This is a genomic window from Rhodococcus pseudokoreensis, assembly GCF_017068395.1.
In the GTDB taxonomy this organism is placed as follows: domain Bacteria; phylum Actinomycetota; class Actinomycetes; order Mycobacteriales; family Mycobacteriaceae; genus Rhodococcus_F; species Rhodococcus_F pseudokoreensis.
This window is the reverse complement of the sequence record NZ_CP070619.1, coordinates 1,150,715-1,165,651: the sequence shown is the minus strand read 5'-3', so window position 1 is coordinate 1,165,651 and position 14,937 is coordinate 1,150,715. Positions and strand designations below refer to the sequence as shown.

The window sequence follows — 14,937 nt, the reverse complement described above, 5'->3', positions numbered from 1 at the left end:
TCACGGCCCGGGTCGAATCCGCGGTCGCCTAGCATCGGGGGATGCCCCATTCCGGACACCTCGACGACGCGGTGTGGCCCGACCTCGTGTCCCACGTGTCGACGGTCGTGGTCCCGGTCGGCTCCCTCGAGCAGCACGGACCGCATCTGCCGCTCGACACCGACACCACCATCGCCGACGCCGTGTCCCGCGCGCTGCCGCACGTGCTCGTCGCACCCCCGATCGCGTACGGCGCCAGCGGCGAGCACGAGGGGTTTCCCGGGACCGTCTCGCTGGGGTCGGAGGCGCTCGAGACGGTTTTGGTGGAGTACGGCAGGTCCGCGTGCCGGTGGGCGGACCGCGTGCTGTTCGTCAACGGGCACGGCGGAAACGGGCCCGCATTGGTCAAGGCTGTCGCCTTGCTTCGTTACGAGGCCCGCGACGTGGCCTGGGTGCCGTGCGCGGTTCCCGGCGCCGACGCCCATGCCGGACGTACGGAAACGTCCTTGTTGCTACACCTTTCACCTGGTCGGGTGCGGTTGTCCAGGGCCGAGCCCGGTAATACGGAACCTGTCGCGAGGTTGATGCCAAGACTGCGCGAAGGCGGTATGGTCGCCGTGTCGGCCAATGGGGTGCTCGGTGACCCGACGGGCGCAACGGCCGCGGAGGGGGCGCAGATCTTCGGCGTGCTCGTCCACACAGTCACCAAGGCACTGGCCCGGTGGGAACCGGGCCCCGATGGACGGCTCCGGTGCGAACCGGGCGCCGATGGGAGGCTCCAATGACCCGCACGGGCGCCCTCGAGTTGCCGAGGGCGGATTTTCGGCACATCCTTGCGGCTGATTTCCGGCATGCCCTGCCGGCGCTGTCCGATCCGCATACGATCGACTGATGCGCCAAGCTCGACTTCCCGACGGATTCGGGATCCGAATCGACCCCAAGGTACGCGCATATTCCGGAGGTCGAGTGCTCATCGGCGGTTCGCCGACCCGGATGCTGAAGCTGGCGCCCACCGCGGCGGCCATGATCGGGGACGGCTACCTCGAGGTCGTCGATCCGCAGTCCGCCGTCGTCGCACGCCGCCTCCTCGACTCGGGGGTCGCCAACCCGCGCCCCATGAGCACTCCGTCCCCGCAGGACGTCACCGTCGTCATTCCGGTGAAGAACAACGCGTCCGGGCTACACCGGGTGCTGGCCGCACTCCGCGGACTCGAGGTGGTCGTCGTCGACGACGGCTCCGACGTCCCGATCGTCGCCCCCGCGCTGCAGAACGGGTGCGGTGGCAACGTCACCGTGCTGCGTCACGAGACGGCCAAGGGGCCTGCTGCGGCCCGCAACACCGGCCTGCGTTACGCCGCAACTCCGTTCGTGGCGTTCCTCGACTCCGACGTCCTGCCGCGCACCGGGTGGATCGAGGTCATGCTCGGCCACTTCAGCGACCCCGCGGTCGCGCTGGTCGCCCCGCGGATCGTGGCGCTCGAACCCGAGGCGAGCACGCTCGCGCGGTACGAGCACGCTCGCTCCTCCCTCGACCTCGGACGGAAGGAGTCCGCCGTCCAGTCCGGCGGCCCGGTGTCGTACGTCCCGAGCGCCGCGATGATCGCCCGGCGTGAGGTGCTCGACGAGTTCGGCGGTTTCGACGAGTCCATGCACGTGGCGGAGGACGTCGACCTGTGCTGGCGACTGCAGGAGTCCGGCTGGCGCCTGCGGTACGAGCCCGTGGCCCACGTCGCGCACGATCATCGCGTGACGTTCGGAAAGTGGTTCGGCCGCAAGCTGTTCTACGGCACCGGTGCGGCGCCGCTGGCGGCGAGGCATTCGGGCATGGTTCCGCCGCTGTCGATGTCGCCGTGGACGTTCTTCGCGTGCATCGCCGCGGCCACCTGCACCCGGCTGGGTCTGCTCGGTGCGGTCGCCACGCTCGCGATGATGCTGGTGCGCCTGCGCCGCATGTTCACGGGACTCGACCAGCCGACCCGCATCGCCGCCATCCTCGCCGCCCAGGGCTTCGCCGGTGGCGCCTGGCAGCTGGCGTCCGCGATGTGCCGACATTACTGGCCCGTCACGCTGCTGGCGGTGCTGCTGTCGAAACGGATTCGCCGGATCGCGCTCGCGATCGCCGTCGCCGAGGGGGTCGCCGACTGGGTCACCCACCGGGAGCCCGGCGGGCTGGGACCCGTGCGGCACACGGTGTTCAAGCGGATCGACGACGTCGCGTACGGCGCCGGGCTCTGGAAGGGCGCCGTCGCCGCCCGCGAATTCGACGCATTGAAGCCCCGGTTGAAGTCGTAGTGGCCGATCCGATTCGCGCCGCCGACGTCGTGGTCGTCGGCGGCGGTTCGAGTGGATGCGTGGTGGCCGCGCGGCTCAGCGAGGATCCCGGACGATCGGTTCTCCTCCTCGAGTCCGGGCCCGGTTACCGGTCGGCCCTCGACTGTCCCGTCCTCGACTACCGGACGCTGCCCGTCGGTCCGGGCAGCGCATTCGCGCAGACGTACGGCGTGGAGTTGGCGCCGAGCGTGCCCTCGGCCATGGTGCGCGGCCACGTCCTCGGCGGGTCGGGCGCCGTCAACGGCGCCTACTTCGTCCGCGGGACGGAAGCGGACTTCCGGCACTGGCCCGCGTCGTGGTCGTACGGGAACGTGCTGCCCACGTTCCGGGCACTCGAGCGTGACGCCGACTTCGACGACCCCCGGCACGGCACCACCGGCCCGATGCCCGTGCGTAGGCAGCCCGCGGAGCAGCTGAGCGAGATCAGCGCGGCGTTCCGCGCCGCGGCGCTCGGCGCGGGACATCCCGAGGAACCCGACAAGAACGGAGCCGGCACCGGCGGGATCGGCCCGGTGCCGCTCAACGTCGACGGCGGCCGGCGGGTCAGCACCGCTCTCGCGTATCTGCTGCCGGCGTCGGAGCGGCCCAACCTGACGATCGAGGCGAACTCCGACGTCGTGCGAATTCTGTTCTCCGGTCACGAGACGGTGGGGGTCGAGGTCGAGTCGGGCGGCACCCGTCGCACGGTCCGCGCCGGCCGGGTCGTACTGGCGGCTGGACCCGTCGAAACCCCGGTACTGCTGATGCTTTCGGGAATCGGTCCGGCAGAACATCTGAGGGACAACGACATCGACGTCGTCCTCGACGTGCCCGGTGTCGGCACCGGTTTCAGCGATCACCCCGAAGTCGCTCTGCCGTACCGTGTCCGGGACACGCTCCGTCGCAGTGACACGAGTCCGGTCGTCGAAACGGTGCTGAACGTCGACGACCTCGAGATCCGTCCGTACACGGCGCCGTTCGACTTGCTCGTCCCCGGATCCGGGCAACCCGACCCGGTCCTCGGGATCGGACTCATGGTGACGGAGAGCCGGGGCGACATCCGGCTCACGTCGGGACACCGCCGGGACCGTCCCCGGATCGAGTACCGGTACGCGCAATCGGCCGCCGACCGCCGGGCGCTGCGCGAGGGGCAGGCCATCGCACTGGACCTGCTGCGCTCGCGGGAACTCGGCCCGCTGGTCCGGCCGCTGTCCGTGGAGGTGTCCGATCGCTCGGTGCTCGCGCACCTGGGGACGTCGCTGCACCTGTGCGGCAGTTGCCGGATGGGCGGCCGCGCAGACGCGGGCGCGGTGGTGGACGAGCGGTGCAACGTCCGCGGCATGGAAGGTCTGACCATCGCGGACACCTCGGTGTTCCCGGTGGTCCCGAGCCGGGGGCCGCACGCCACCGCGGTCATGGTCGCCGAGCGGGTCAGTACCTTCCTCGGGGAGTGACGGAGGGCGGAACCCGGCGCCGTGTGACCCGGGTTACAGTAGGCAGAGACGCCGTGGAGGAGTTCGATGCAAAGTCAACCGCCCACAGGGGGCAATCCGTGGGTCGCCGTGCGCCCGGGAGACGACGTCGCAATGCTGGCGCGCAGGGTGTCGTCGGCGCATCAGTTGTTCGTCGATCGTCGCGCCCCCGCAGGCCGGGACCAGGCTGGTGACGGAAATTCGGTGCGTTCGGTCATCCTCGATTCGTGGATGCGCAGTACGAGCAAGGGCGTGAGCCCGGACGGGTCCGCCCGCGCGGTCGATCTGGCGGCCGCGGATCTCGCCGCGTACCGGGCGTCGCACCCGATGTCGATCATCCGGCCGGTGGTCCGCAAACTCCTCGTCGAGGACGCCGCCGACACCGGACTGCTCGTCGCCATCACGGACGAGAAGGGCCAGTTGCTGTGGGTCGAGGGTGATTCGTCCGCCAAGGATCGCGCGCTGGAGATGAACTTCGTCGAGGGCGCCGACTGGAGTGAGGACACCGTCGGCACCAACGCCCCGGGCACCGCGCTGGCGCTCGACCACTGCGTGCAGATCTTCGGCGCCGAGCACTTCAGCCGGTCGGTGCACGACTGGAGTTGTTCGGCGGCGCCCGTCCACGACCCGGCGACGGGGCTGATCGTCGGCGCCATCGACATCACCGGCGGCCCGCGGGTGGCGGTGCCCGAGGTGCTGTCGCTGATCCGGGCCACCGTCGCGGCCGCCGAGGCGGAACTGCGCCTGCACCTGCTGCGTTCACCGCAGCCGCTGGTCGAGACGGTGCTGCGGCTGGAGGTGCTGGGTTCGGGACGACCGACTCTGGTGCGCGGCGCCGAACGCATCCCGCTCTCGCAGCGGCACGCGGAAATCCTGCTCCTCCTGGCGGAACACCCCGAGGGCCTGAGTTCCGACCGGCTCGCGGTGCTGCTCGACGAGAACGAACTCGACGCCGTCACCATTCGTGCCGAGATGTCCCGCCTGCGCAAGGTTTTCGGTCCGGCGAACCTCGGTTCGCGGCCGTACCGGCTGCTCACCGAATTGACGTCCGACGTCCGGCAGGTGCGCGGAGCCCTGGACCGCGGTGAGCTGGCCGCCGCCCTCGATGTCTACTCGGGTCCGGTCCTGCCCGGTTCGGAGGCGCCCGGGGTCGAGGACCTGCGCGGCGAACTGCGGGCCCGCGTCCAGGCGGCGCTGCTGCGGGAGGGCGATCAGCGGTTGCTCGCGAAGTGGACCACGTCCGTCCACGGCCGTGAGGACGTCGCCGCGTGGGAGGCGTACCTCGCGGGCCTCGATCCGCGTTCCCCGTTGTATTCCCAGGTCAAGTCGAGGATCGATCTGTTCGATCAGCAGTACGCAACGTAGTTGCAACGGTACGGTCCCTAGTGTTGTGAGTCACACCGAGAAAGTTCCACCGAGTTTCACGACACCAGGGAGTTATCGATGACCGTGTATGCCCGCCCGGGTTCGCCCGACGCCGTCATGTCCTTCCAATCGCGTTACGACAACTGGATCGGCGGCCAGTGGGTTGCGCCCGTCAAGGGCCAGTACTTCGAGAATCCGACCCCCGTCACGGGGCAGCCGTTCTGTGAGGTCGCGCGGTCGACGTCCGAGGACATCGAACTCGCCCTCGACGCCGCACACGCCGCGGCTCCGGCCTGGGGCAAGACGTCGGTTGCCGAGCGCGCCATCATTCTGAACAAGATCGCGGACCGCATCGAGGAGAACCTCGAGTCCATCGCCCTCGCCGAGTCCTGGGACAACGGCAAGCCGATCCGCGAGACCCTGAACGCCGACATTCCGTTGGCCATCGACCACTTCCGCTACTTCGCCGGCGCGATCCGCGCGCAGGAAGGCGCTCTGTCGGAGATCGACTCCGACACCGTCGCCTACCACTTCCACGAGCCGCTCGGCGTCGTCGGCCAGATCATCCCCTGGAACTTCCCGATCCTGATGGCCGTGTGGAAGCTCGCTCCCGCACTCGCCGCAGGCAACGCGGTCGTTCTCAAGCCCGCCGAGCAGACCCCGGCGTCGATCCTGCACCTGATCTCCGTCATCGGCGACCTGCTGCCCGCCGGTGTGGTGAACATCGTCAACGGTTTCGGTGTCGAGGCGGGCAAGCCGCTGGCCTCGAGCCCGCGGATCCGGAAGATCGCGTTCACCGGTGAGACCACCACGGGCCGGCTCATCATGCAGTACGCGTCGCAGAACCTGATCCCCGTCACCCTCGAACTCGGTGGCAAGAGCCCCAACATCTTCTTCTCCGACGTCCTGTCGTCCAACGACGACTACCAGGACAAGGCGCTCGAGGGCTTCACGATGTTCGCCCTCAACCAGGGTGAGGTGTGCACCTGCCCGTCGCGTTCGCTGATCCAGGAGGACATCTTCGACGAGTTCCTCGCGATGGCGGCCATCCGCACCAAGGCCGTCCGCCAGGGCGACCCGCTCGACACCGACACGATGATCGGCGCGCAGGCGTCCAACGATCAGCTCGAGAAGATCCTGTCGTACATCGAGATCGGCAAGGGCGAGGGCGCCAAGGTGATCACCGGTGGTGAGCGCGCCGAACTCGGCGGCGACCTGTCCGGCGGCTACTACGTGCAGCCGACCATCTTCACCGGTCAGAACAAGATGCGGATCTTCCAGGAGGAGATCTTCGGTCCCGTCGTGTCCGTCACGTCGTTCAAGGACTACGACCAGGCCATCGAGATCGCCAACGACACGCTGTACGGCCTCGGCGCCGGCGTGTGGTCCCGTGACGGTGGCGTCGCCTACCGGGCGGGCCGCGACATCCAGGCCGGCCGTGTGTGGACCAACACGTACCACCAGTACCCCGCGCACGCCGCGTTCGGTGGTTACAAGCAGTCCGGTATCGGCCGCGAGAACCACCTGATGATGCTCGAGCACTACCAGCAGACGAAGAACCTGCTGGTCAGCTACGCCCAGAAGGCTCAGGGCTTCTTCTGATGGACGCAGCCCGGGCGCCTCAGCGCCTGAAGGCAACCGCCGGGGCGGTGGAGCTTCTCCGCCGCCTCGGCGGTACCCACGGGGCGCTGATGATGCATCAATCCGGCGGATGCTGCGACGGGTCCGCGCCCATGTGTTACCCCGACGACGAATTCATCGTCGGCGACCGCGACGTGCTGCTCGGTGTCCTCGACCTGCGTCTCGGGGTCGGGGAGACCCCGTCCACCCGGCCCGAGGGCGCCGACGCCGTGCCCGTGTGGATCTCCGGTTCGCAGTTCGAGGCGTGGAAGCACACCCAGCTGGTGCTCGACGTGGTCCCCGGTCGAGGATCGGGCTTCAGCCTCGAAAGCCCGGAAGGCATGCGCTTCCTCAGCCGTGCGCGTGCCTTCACCCCGGAGGAGAACTCCAGCCTCGCCGCCGAGGACGTCATCGTGGGCGAGCGGTGGGAGCAGGGCTGGAGGCCCGCACCGTCACCCGAACCGCAAGTGGTCGCCGAAGCCGTCGATGCATGTCCCGTGCCCGCTCGCCGCCCGGGCCCCTAGCGCCCGAAGTTCACTGCGACCGCGGTTTTTACGTCGTGGTCACGTTCCGCTGACACGACGTGTACACAGCTCATTCACCATTGGCCTCGGCCGTTCGGCACCGCTCTCGTGCGGCGCCGGCGAGGCAACATTCGGATCGACGTAGGGGACGGAATGTCACTCGTAGAACCATCCAAGAATTCCGGAACCGGTAAACACCACGATGCTGCCGACTTCCACTCCGAAGACAACAGCTATCTGGAAAAACGCACGCTCCGAAAGGGTTCGGCGGGCTGGGTGCTGCTCGCAGGCCTCGGCGTCAGCTACGTGATCTCCGGCGACTACGCCGGATGGAACAACGGGCTGGCCGAGGGCGGATTCGGCGGACTGCTGATCGCCGGTGTCGTCATCGCGGGCATGTACCTGGCCATGGTGCTGGGGATGGCCGAGATGTCCTCCGCCCTGCCCGCCGCGGGCGGCGGTTACACGTTCGCCCGGCGGGCACTCGGGCCGTGGGGCGGATTCGCCACCGGCACCGCCATTCTCATCGAGTACGCGATCGCGCCCGCCGCCATCGCGACGTTCATCGGCAGCTACGTCGAATCGCTGAACCTGTTCGGCATCACCGACGGGTGGTGGGTGTACCTGGCGGTCTACGCGATCTTCATCGGAATCCACCTGACCGGCGCCGGCGAGGCGCTCAAGGCCATGTTCGTCATCACGGCGATCGCACTCGTCGGGCTCGTGATCTTCGCGGTCTCCGCGATCGGGCTGTTCGACGCGGGCAATCTCACCGACATCGCCGCGACCGATGCGGCGGGGGCGTCGAGTTTCCTGCCGTTCGGCGCGTTCGGCATCTGGGCTGCCGTCCCGTTCGCCATCTGGTTCTTCCTCGCCGTCGAAGGCGTGCCGCTGGCCGCCGAAGAGGCACGCGAGCCGGAGAAGAACGTGCCCCGCGGAATCATCATCAGCATGCTCATCCTCATCGTTACGGGGGCCACGGTCCTGTTCCTCGCCACGGGAGCGCTGGGTGCCGAGAGCCTGTCGACGTCCGGCAACCCGCTGGTCGAGGCGCTCGGTGACGGAACCGCGGCGAAGGTCGTCAACTACATCGGCCTGGCCGGGCTCGTCGCCAGCTTCTTCTCGATCATGTACGCCTACTCGCGGCAGACGTTCGCGCTGTCCCGCGCCGGTTACCTGCCGACGAACCTGTCGGTCACCAACTCGCGGAAGGCGCCCACGCTCGCACTCATCGTGCCGGGTGTCATCGGGTTCATCCTCTCGCTCACCGGTGAAGGCGCGATGCTGCTGAACATGGCCGTGCTCGGCGCGGCCGTCAGCTATGTGCTGATGATGGTCAGCCACATCGTCCTCCGCAGGCGCGAGCCGGAGATGAAGCGGCCGTACCGCACACCCGGCGGCATCGTCACCACGTCGTTCGCACTGGTCATCGCGGCCGCCGCGGTGATCGCCACGTTCCTCGTCGATCCGGTCGCCGCACTCTGGACGCTGATCGCATTCGCGGCCTTCATGGCGTACTTCGGCCTGTACAGCCGCCATCACCTCGTTGCCAATTCGCCCGACGAGGAGTTTGCTGTTCTTGCAAAGGCGGAGGAAGATCTCGAATGACCACCTACAGTCACGGAGTCGCAGGAACCGGGTACACGTTCGACGGTCTCGTCGACCTGATGGCGAAGGCGACGCCGCTGCGCAGCGGGGACGAACTCGCCGGGTGTGCGGCGTCGTCCGATGCCGAACGCGCCGCCGCGCAGTGGGCGCTGGCCGATGTCCCGCTCGGCACGTTCCTGAACGAACTCGTCGTGCCGTACGAGGACGACGAGGTCACGAGGCTGATCATCGACTCGCACGACCGGGTCGCGTTCGGCGAGATCTCCCACCTCACCGTCGGCGGCCTGCGGGACTGGTTGCTGGACGTCGCCGCGCGGGACGGCGCGGCCGAGACGTTCCGCCGCGTCGCCCCGGGGCTCACCCCGGAGATGGTCGCGGGGGTCAGCAAGATCATGCGCAACCAGGACCTCATCGCGGTCGCGCGGGCGGTCACCGTCACCGCGGGGTTCCGCACGACGCTCGGCGTGCCCGGCCATCTGGGAACCCGGTTGCAGCCCAACCATCCCACCGACGACCCGCGCGGGATCGCGGCGGCGACCCTCGACGGACTGCTGCTCGGGTGCGGTGACGCCGTCATCGGTATCAACCCGGCCACCGATTCGCCGCACGCCACCGCGGAACTGCTGCACCTGCTCGACGACATCCGTCAGCGTTTCGACATTCCAGCGCAGTCGTGCGTGCTGTCGCACGTGACCACCACGATGGGCCTGATCGAGGAAGGCGTTCCCGTCGATCTGGTGTTCCAGTCGATCGCCGGGACGCAGGGCGCCAATTCCAGTTTCGGCGTCGACATCTCGCTGCTGCGGGAGGCGAACGCGGCCGGCCGGTCGCTGAAACGAGGCACCGTCGGCGACAACGTCATGTACCTCGAGACGGGGCAGGGGTCGGCCCTGAGTGCCGGGGCGCACCTCGGCACCGGTGGCAGGCCCGTCGACCAGCAGACACTGGAGACCAGGGCGTATGCGGTGGCCCGCGACCTCGAACCGCTGCTGATCAACACGGTGGTCGGTTTCATCGGGCCGGAGTACCTGTACGACGGCAAACAGATCATCAGGGCCGGGCTCGAGGACCACTTCTGCGGGAAACTGCTGGGCCTGCCGATGGGCGTCGACGTCTGCTACACCAATCATGCCGAGGCCGACCAGGACGACATGGACACGCTGCTCACCCTGCTCGGGGTGGCGGGCGCGGCCTTCGTGATCGCGGTGCCCGGCGCCGACGACGTCATGCTCGGTTATCAGAGTCTGTCGTTCCACGACGCGCTGTACGCGCGCCAGGTGCTCGGCCTGCGGCCTGCGCCCGAATTCGAGGACTGGATGCGCCGCCTCGGCATGGTCGACGACGCGGGCCGGGTGCTGCCGGTCGACGCCGCCGCGTCGCCTCTTCGAGCGCTGACGGGGGCATGATGACCGATCCTGTCGCACAAGACTTCTGGGCGGAACTGCGGGCCACGACGCAGGCGCGTATCGGGCTCGGCCGTACCGGGGACGCGCTGCCCACGCAGCGTGTCCTCGAGTTCCGGTCGGCGCACGCCGCGGCACGCGACGCCGTCCACCAACCGCTCGACGCGCAGGCGCTGGCCGAGCAGGTCGAGGAGGTGGGCCTGGGCAGGCCGGTGGTCGTCACGAGCCAGGCGTCGGACCGGAGCGAGTACCTGCGCAGGCCCGACCTGGGGCGTACACCGGCAGATCTGTCCGGTGTCCCCGCGGGGAACGCGGAGGTGGGGTTCGTCCTCGCCGACGGGTTGTCGCCCCGCGCGCTCACCGATCACGGGGTGTCCCTGCTGTCGGCGCTGGTCGACGAATTCGGGGGTACGTACTCGCTGGCGCCGCCGGTGATCGCGACGCAGGCCCGGGTGGCGCTCGGTGACCACATCGCGCAGGCGCTGGGTGTGCAGACGCTCGTCCTGCTGATCGGGGAGCGGCCGGGACTGTCGGTGGCCGACAGCGTCGGCGTCTACCTCACGCACCTGCCGCGCCCCGGACGCACCGACGCCGACCGGAACTGCGTGTCCAACATCCACCCACCCGAGGGGCTCGGCTACGAACTCGCCGCCCGCGTCGTGGCGGGCCTCGTGTCCGGCGCCCGGAAACTGGGCCGGTCCGGAGTGGAGCTGAAGGACACTTCCCGCGCGGATGCGCTGGCAGCCCCCTCGGAGATCCTCGAACTGTAGTCGTGTTATCTAAAGGGCGGCAGGTCCGACCGGGCCTGCGGAGAACCGCCCTGGACGGGGTGTGACGAGGAGAGATCTATGGCCTTCGCTGGCAATGTGGACGAGTTGGCCCTGCTGCAGGCGGTCCGGTTGAAAGAGCAGGTCAGCGCGGCGGTACTCGCCGAACACCTCGGTGTGAGCGCCGCGTCCGCGCAGGCCGCGTACGACGCGCTGCTCACCCAGGGCAAGGCGCAGGAAGCCTCGGACGGCCGGATCGCGCTCACCGACGCCGGGCTGTCGGAACTCGAGGACCAACTCGATGCCGAGCGCGTGTCCATCGACGAGGACTCGATCGCCGAGGTGTACGAGAGCTTCGTGCCGTTCCACGAGGAGTTCGTCGGATTGATCGACACCGCCGACGCCGATCAGCTGGCCGATCTGGACCGCCGCGCGTCGGTCGTGTTCGACGACCTGTCGGCGTTCGTGCCCCGGTTGTCCCGCTACCAGGACCTGTTCGCGGACGCTCTCGCGAAAGTCGCTGCGGGGGAGTCGAAGTGGATCTCGGAACCGGTGATCGACTCGTACGCCACCGTGTGGACCGAGCTGCGCAGGGAGCTGATCGGCGCGTCCGGCGCCACCGAGTGACGTGAGCCGCGTCACCACCCCCCCATTCGGGGGTGGTGACGCAGTGAGCCGGATCACTACTTTTCCTCTCATCCGGGATACGCCCACCAGGGCGTTGCCCACGGACCACGGAGGAATCGAGTGACCACAGTCTCCAACTCGGGTGCGGGCGCCCCCCACGCCCCGACACCGGTGCGACAGGGCGGTACCAGCGTCCGCAAGGTGGCCATTGCCAGTGGCATCGGCACGACCATCGAGTTCTACGACTTCTTCATCTACGGCACCGCCGCAGCCCTGGTGTTCCCCACGGTGTTCTTTCCCGCCCTCGGCTCCACCGCGGGCACCGTCGCCTCCTTCGCGACATTCGCCGTGGCCTTCGTCGCCAGGCCGGTGGGCGCGATGCTGTTCGGTCACTACGGCGACCGGATCGGGCGGAAGAAGACCCTCATCTCCACGCTCATCCTGATGGGTGTCTCGACCTTCCTCATCGGCCTGCTGCCAGGCGCCGCGACCATCGGCGTCGCGGCCCCGATCCTGTTGGTGCTGCTGCGTTTCGGGCAGGGGTTCGCGGTCGGCGGCGAGTGGGCGGGCGCCACACTGCTGACGGCGGAGTACGCACCGCCGGGCAAGCGCGGCCTGTACGCGATGTTCCCGCAACTCGGGCCGGCGGTCGCGTTCATCCTGTCCAGCACCACGTTCCTCGTCACCGGCAGCCTGCTCGGCGACACCAACGAGGTGTTCCTCGACTACGGGTGGCGGATTCCGTTCCTGTTCAGTGCCGTCCTCGTCGGGATCGGTCTCTACATGCGCCTGGCGATCGAGGAGACGCCGGTGTTCCGCGCCGCTCAGCAGGCGGACCGCGCCGATGCGGCCCCGCGCACCCTCCCGCTGATGGACGCCTGGCGGTTCCAGACCAAGGAGATCCTCCTCTCGGCCGGCGCACTGGCCACCCTGTTCGCGTTCTTCTACATGGGCACGGCGTTTCTCACCAGCTACGGCACCAAGACCCTCGGGTTCAGCCGCCCGTTCGTGCTGACGGTCGGGATCGCGTCGGCGGTGGTCTTCGGGTTCACCATCGTCGTCTCCGCGCTGTATTCGGACCGGATCGGACGTCGCCGGGTCATCATGATCTCCTGCGGGCTGGCCGTCGTGTGGGCGCTCGCGCTGTTCCCGCTGCTCGACACCGGTTCGCCCGTTGCGTTCACGGTCGGTGTGATGGTCACGCTCGCCATCTTCGGAATCGCCTACGGTCCCTGCGGCGCCCTGCTTCCGGAGATGTTCCAGACGCGGTACCGCTACACCGGCGCGGGCCTCGGCTACAACCTCGCCGGCGTGCTCGGCGGCGCGGTGCCGCCGCTGATCGCCGCGCCCCTGGCGTCCGCGTATGGCAGCGCCGCGATCGGCGTGCTGCTCGCCGTCCTCGGCGTGGTGAGCCTGCTGTGCACGAAGGCCCTGGTGGAAACGAAAGACGACGCGCTCTGACGTCGCAGGCGAGGGGTGTCCGGACTTCGCACAGTTACCGGCACCCCTCGCCGTGCAGTATGCCCTGGATCACAACAACCAAGAGTAAGTTCGACCGCGGAAGGGCCTTCCGGTCTGCCCGTCCCGTAGGCGCCCGAACGGGCTCCTGGAGAGGAAGAGTGATGACAACCCCGCTTCCCAGCTACACCCACGGCGTGTGGGACGCCCCGATGCTCGGCGACACCATCGGAGACAACTTCGACCGGACCGTGGCGGCCCACGCCGATCGTGACGCCCTCGTCGACCGGCCGTCGGGGCGGCGGTGGACGTACGCCGAACTGAAGCGGGACGTCGACGCCGTGGCGGCAGGGTTGTTGAAGCGGGGCATCGTGAAGGGCGACCGGGTCGGGATCTGGGCGCCGAACTGCCCGGAATGGACGCTGATCCAGTACGCGACCGCGAAGATCGGCGCGATCCTCGTCAACATCAACCCCGCCTACCGGGCGCACGAATTGAAGTACGTGCTCGACCAGGCCGGTATCCGGCTGCTGGTGTCGGCCCCGCAGTTCAAGACCTCGGACTACGCGGCGATGATCGAGGAGGTCCGGCCCGAATGCGGCGACCTCGAGATGGTCGTGCTGCTCGGGAGCGCCGAGTGGAGCAGGCTGGCGTCGGACGGCATGGCCGCGCACGCCGCGGACCCGGCCCGGCTGCCCGCGGCGCAGGCCGCGCTGTCGCCCGACGACCCGATCAACATCCAATACACCTCGGGGACAACCGGGTTCCCGAAGGGCGCGACGCTCAGCCACCACAACATCCTCAACAACGGGTACTTCGTCGGCGAGTTGTGCCACTACACCGAGAACGACCGCGTCTGCATCCCGGTGCCGTTCTACCACTGCTTCGGCATGGTCATGGGCAACCTCGCATGCACGAGTCACGGTGCCACCATGGTGATTCCGGGACCGTCGTTCGACCCGAGGGCGACGCTGCAGGCCGTCGAGGCGGAGAAGTGCACGTCGCTGTACGGGGTGCCGACGATGTTCATCGCCGAACTCGCCGACCACGACTTCGAGTCCTTCGACCTGTCCAGTCTGCGGACCGGGATCATGGCCGGATCGCCCTGCCCGGTGGAGGTGATGAAGCACGTCATCGAACTGATGGGGATGGCCGAGGTCGCCATCTGCTACGGCATGACCGAGACGTCGCCGGTGTCGCTGCAGACACGCTCGGACGACACCATCGACCAGAAGGTCTCCACCGTCGGCCGGGTCGGCCCGCATCTGGAGGTCAAGATCGTCGATCCGGCAACAGGATTGACCGTTCCGCGGGGCGTGCCGGGGGAGCTGTGCACCCGTGGGTACTCGGTGATGCTCGGGTACTGGAACAACCCGGAGAAGACCGCGGAGGCGATCGACGCCGGACGGTGGATGCACACCGGCGACATCGGTGTGATGGATTCCGACGGGTACGTCGCGATCACCGGGCGGATCAAGGACATGGTGATCCGCGGCGGCGAGAACGTCTACCCCCGGGAGATCGAGGAGTTCCTGTACACCCATCCCGACATCCTCGACGCCCAGGTGATCGGGGTGCCGGACGCGAAGTACGGCGAGGAACTGATGGTGTGGGTGCGGATGAAGGAAGACACCGAACCCTTGGACGCGGCGAAGGTGCGCGACTTCTGCACCGGCAAGCTAGCCCACTACAAGATCCCGAGGTACGTGCACGTCGTCGACGAGTTCCCGATGACCGTGACGGGTAAGGTGCGCAAGGTCGAGATGCGTGAGCAGTCCCTCGACCTCATCGGGCGCACCTGACC

12 protein-coding genes are annotated in these 14,937 nt (G+C 68.5%); all 12 read left to right on the top strand.

The features are described from left to right. Positions 1-41: 41 nt before the first annotated feature. The 12 genes from mftE to JWS13_RS10760 all read left to right on the top strand — a co-directional run bounded on the left by mftE (position 42) and on the right by JWS13_RS10760 (position 14,935). Complete coding sequence (gene mftE, locus JWS13_RS10815) at positions 42-764, top strand: mycofactocin biosynthesis peptidyl-dipeptidase MftE (RefSeq protein ID WP_124395511.1); 723 nt, start codon at positions 42-44, stop codon at positions 762-764. A 106-nt stretch (positions 765-870) separates the two neighbouring features. After that, the gene (gene mftF, locus JWS13_RS10810; RefSeq protein ID WP_206005546.1) at positions 871-2,271 is read left to right on the top strand and encodes a mycofactocin biosynthesis glycosyltransferase MftF; all 1,401 of its coding nucleotides are present in this window, start codon (positions 871-873) and stop codon (positions 2,269-2,271) included. Next, on the top strand, positions 2,271-3,743 hold the full coding sequence (gene mftG, locus JWS13_RS10805) for a mycofactocin dehydrogenase MftG (RefSeq protein WP_206005545.1): 1,473 nt from the start codon (positions 2,271-2,273) through the stop codon (positions 3,741-3,743). The genes mftF and mftG overlap by 1 nt, the downstream gene beginning before the upstream one ends. Before the next feature lie 66 nt (positions 3,744-3,809). Next, positions 3,810-5,126, top strand: a complete 1,317-nt coding sequence (locus tag JWS13_RS10800) for a sigma-54-dependent transcriptional regulator family protein (RefSeq protein ID WP_206005544.1) — start codon at positions 3,810-3,812, stop codon at positions 5,124-5,126. Between the two features lie 78 nt (positions 5,127-5,204). Beyond that, a complete protein-coding gene (adh, locus tag JWS13_RS10795; protein ID WP_015889872.1) occupies positions 5,205-6,728 on the top strand; it encodes an aldehyde dehydrogenase in 1,524 nt (507 codons plus the stop codon). Next, positions 6,728-7,270: a DUF779 domain-containing protein gene (locus tag JWS13_RS10790; protein ID WP_206005543.1), complete on the top strand. Its 543-nt coding sequence runs from the start codon at positions 6,728-6,730 to the stop codon at positions 7,268-7,270. Before adh ends, JWS13_RS10790 begins: the two co-directional genes overlap by 1 nt. Before the next feature lie 153 nt (positions 7,271-7,423). Further along, positions 7,424-8,878, top strand: a complete 1,455-nt coding sequence (eat, locus tag JWS13_RS10785) for an ethanolamine permease (RefSeq protein ID WP_206005542.1) — start codon at positions 7,424-7,426, stop codon at positions 8,876-8,878. Next, positions 8,875-10,284, top strand: coding sequence for an ethanolamine ammonia-lyase subunit EutB (locus JWS13_RS10780; protein ID WP_206005541.1), 1,410 nt, complete (start codon positions 8,875-8,877; stop codon positions 10,282-10,284). The genes eat and JWS13_RS10780 overlap by 4 nt, the downstream gene beginning before the upstream one ends. After that, positions 10,284-11,051: an ethanolamine ammonia-lyase subunit EutC gene (gene eutC, locus JWS13_RS10775; RefSeq protein ID WP_206005540.1), complete on the top strand. Its 768-nt coding sequence runs from the start codon at positions 10,284-10,286 to the stop codon at positions 11,049-11,051. The genes JWS13_RS10780 and eutC overlap by 1 nt, the downstream gene beginning before the upstream one ends. 78 nt (positions 11,052-11,129) lie before the next feature. Next, positions 11,130-11,675: a hypothetical protein gene (locus JWS13_RS10770; protein ID WP_124395519.1), complete on the top strand. Its 546-nt coding sequence runs from the start codon at positions 11,130-11,132 to the stop codon at positions 11,673-11,675. A 120-nt stretch (positions 11,676-11,795) separates the two neighbouring features. Beyond that, a complete protein-coding gene (locus JWS13_RS10765; RefSeq protein ID WP_420855002.1) occupies positions 11,796-13,136 on the top strand; it encodes an MFS transporter in 1,341 nt (446 codons plus the stop codon). Between the two features lie 161 nt (positions 13,137-13,297). Further along, entirely contained in the window at positions 13,298-14,935 is a 1,638-nt protein-coding gene (locus JWS13_RS10760) for an AMP-binding protein (protein ID WP_206005539.1), read from the top strand. Positions 14,936-14,937 lie beyond the last annotated feature (2 nt).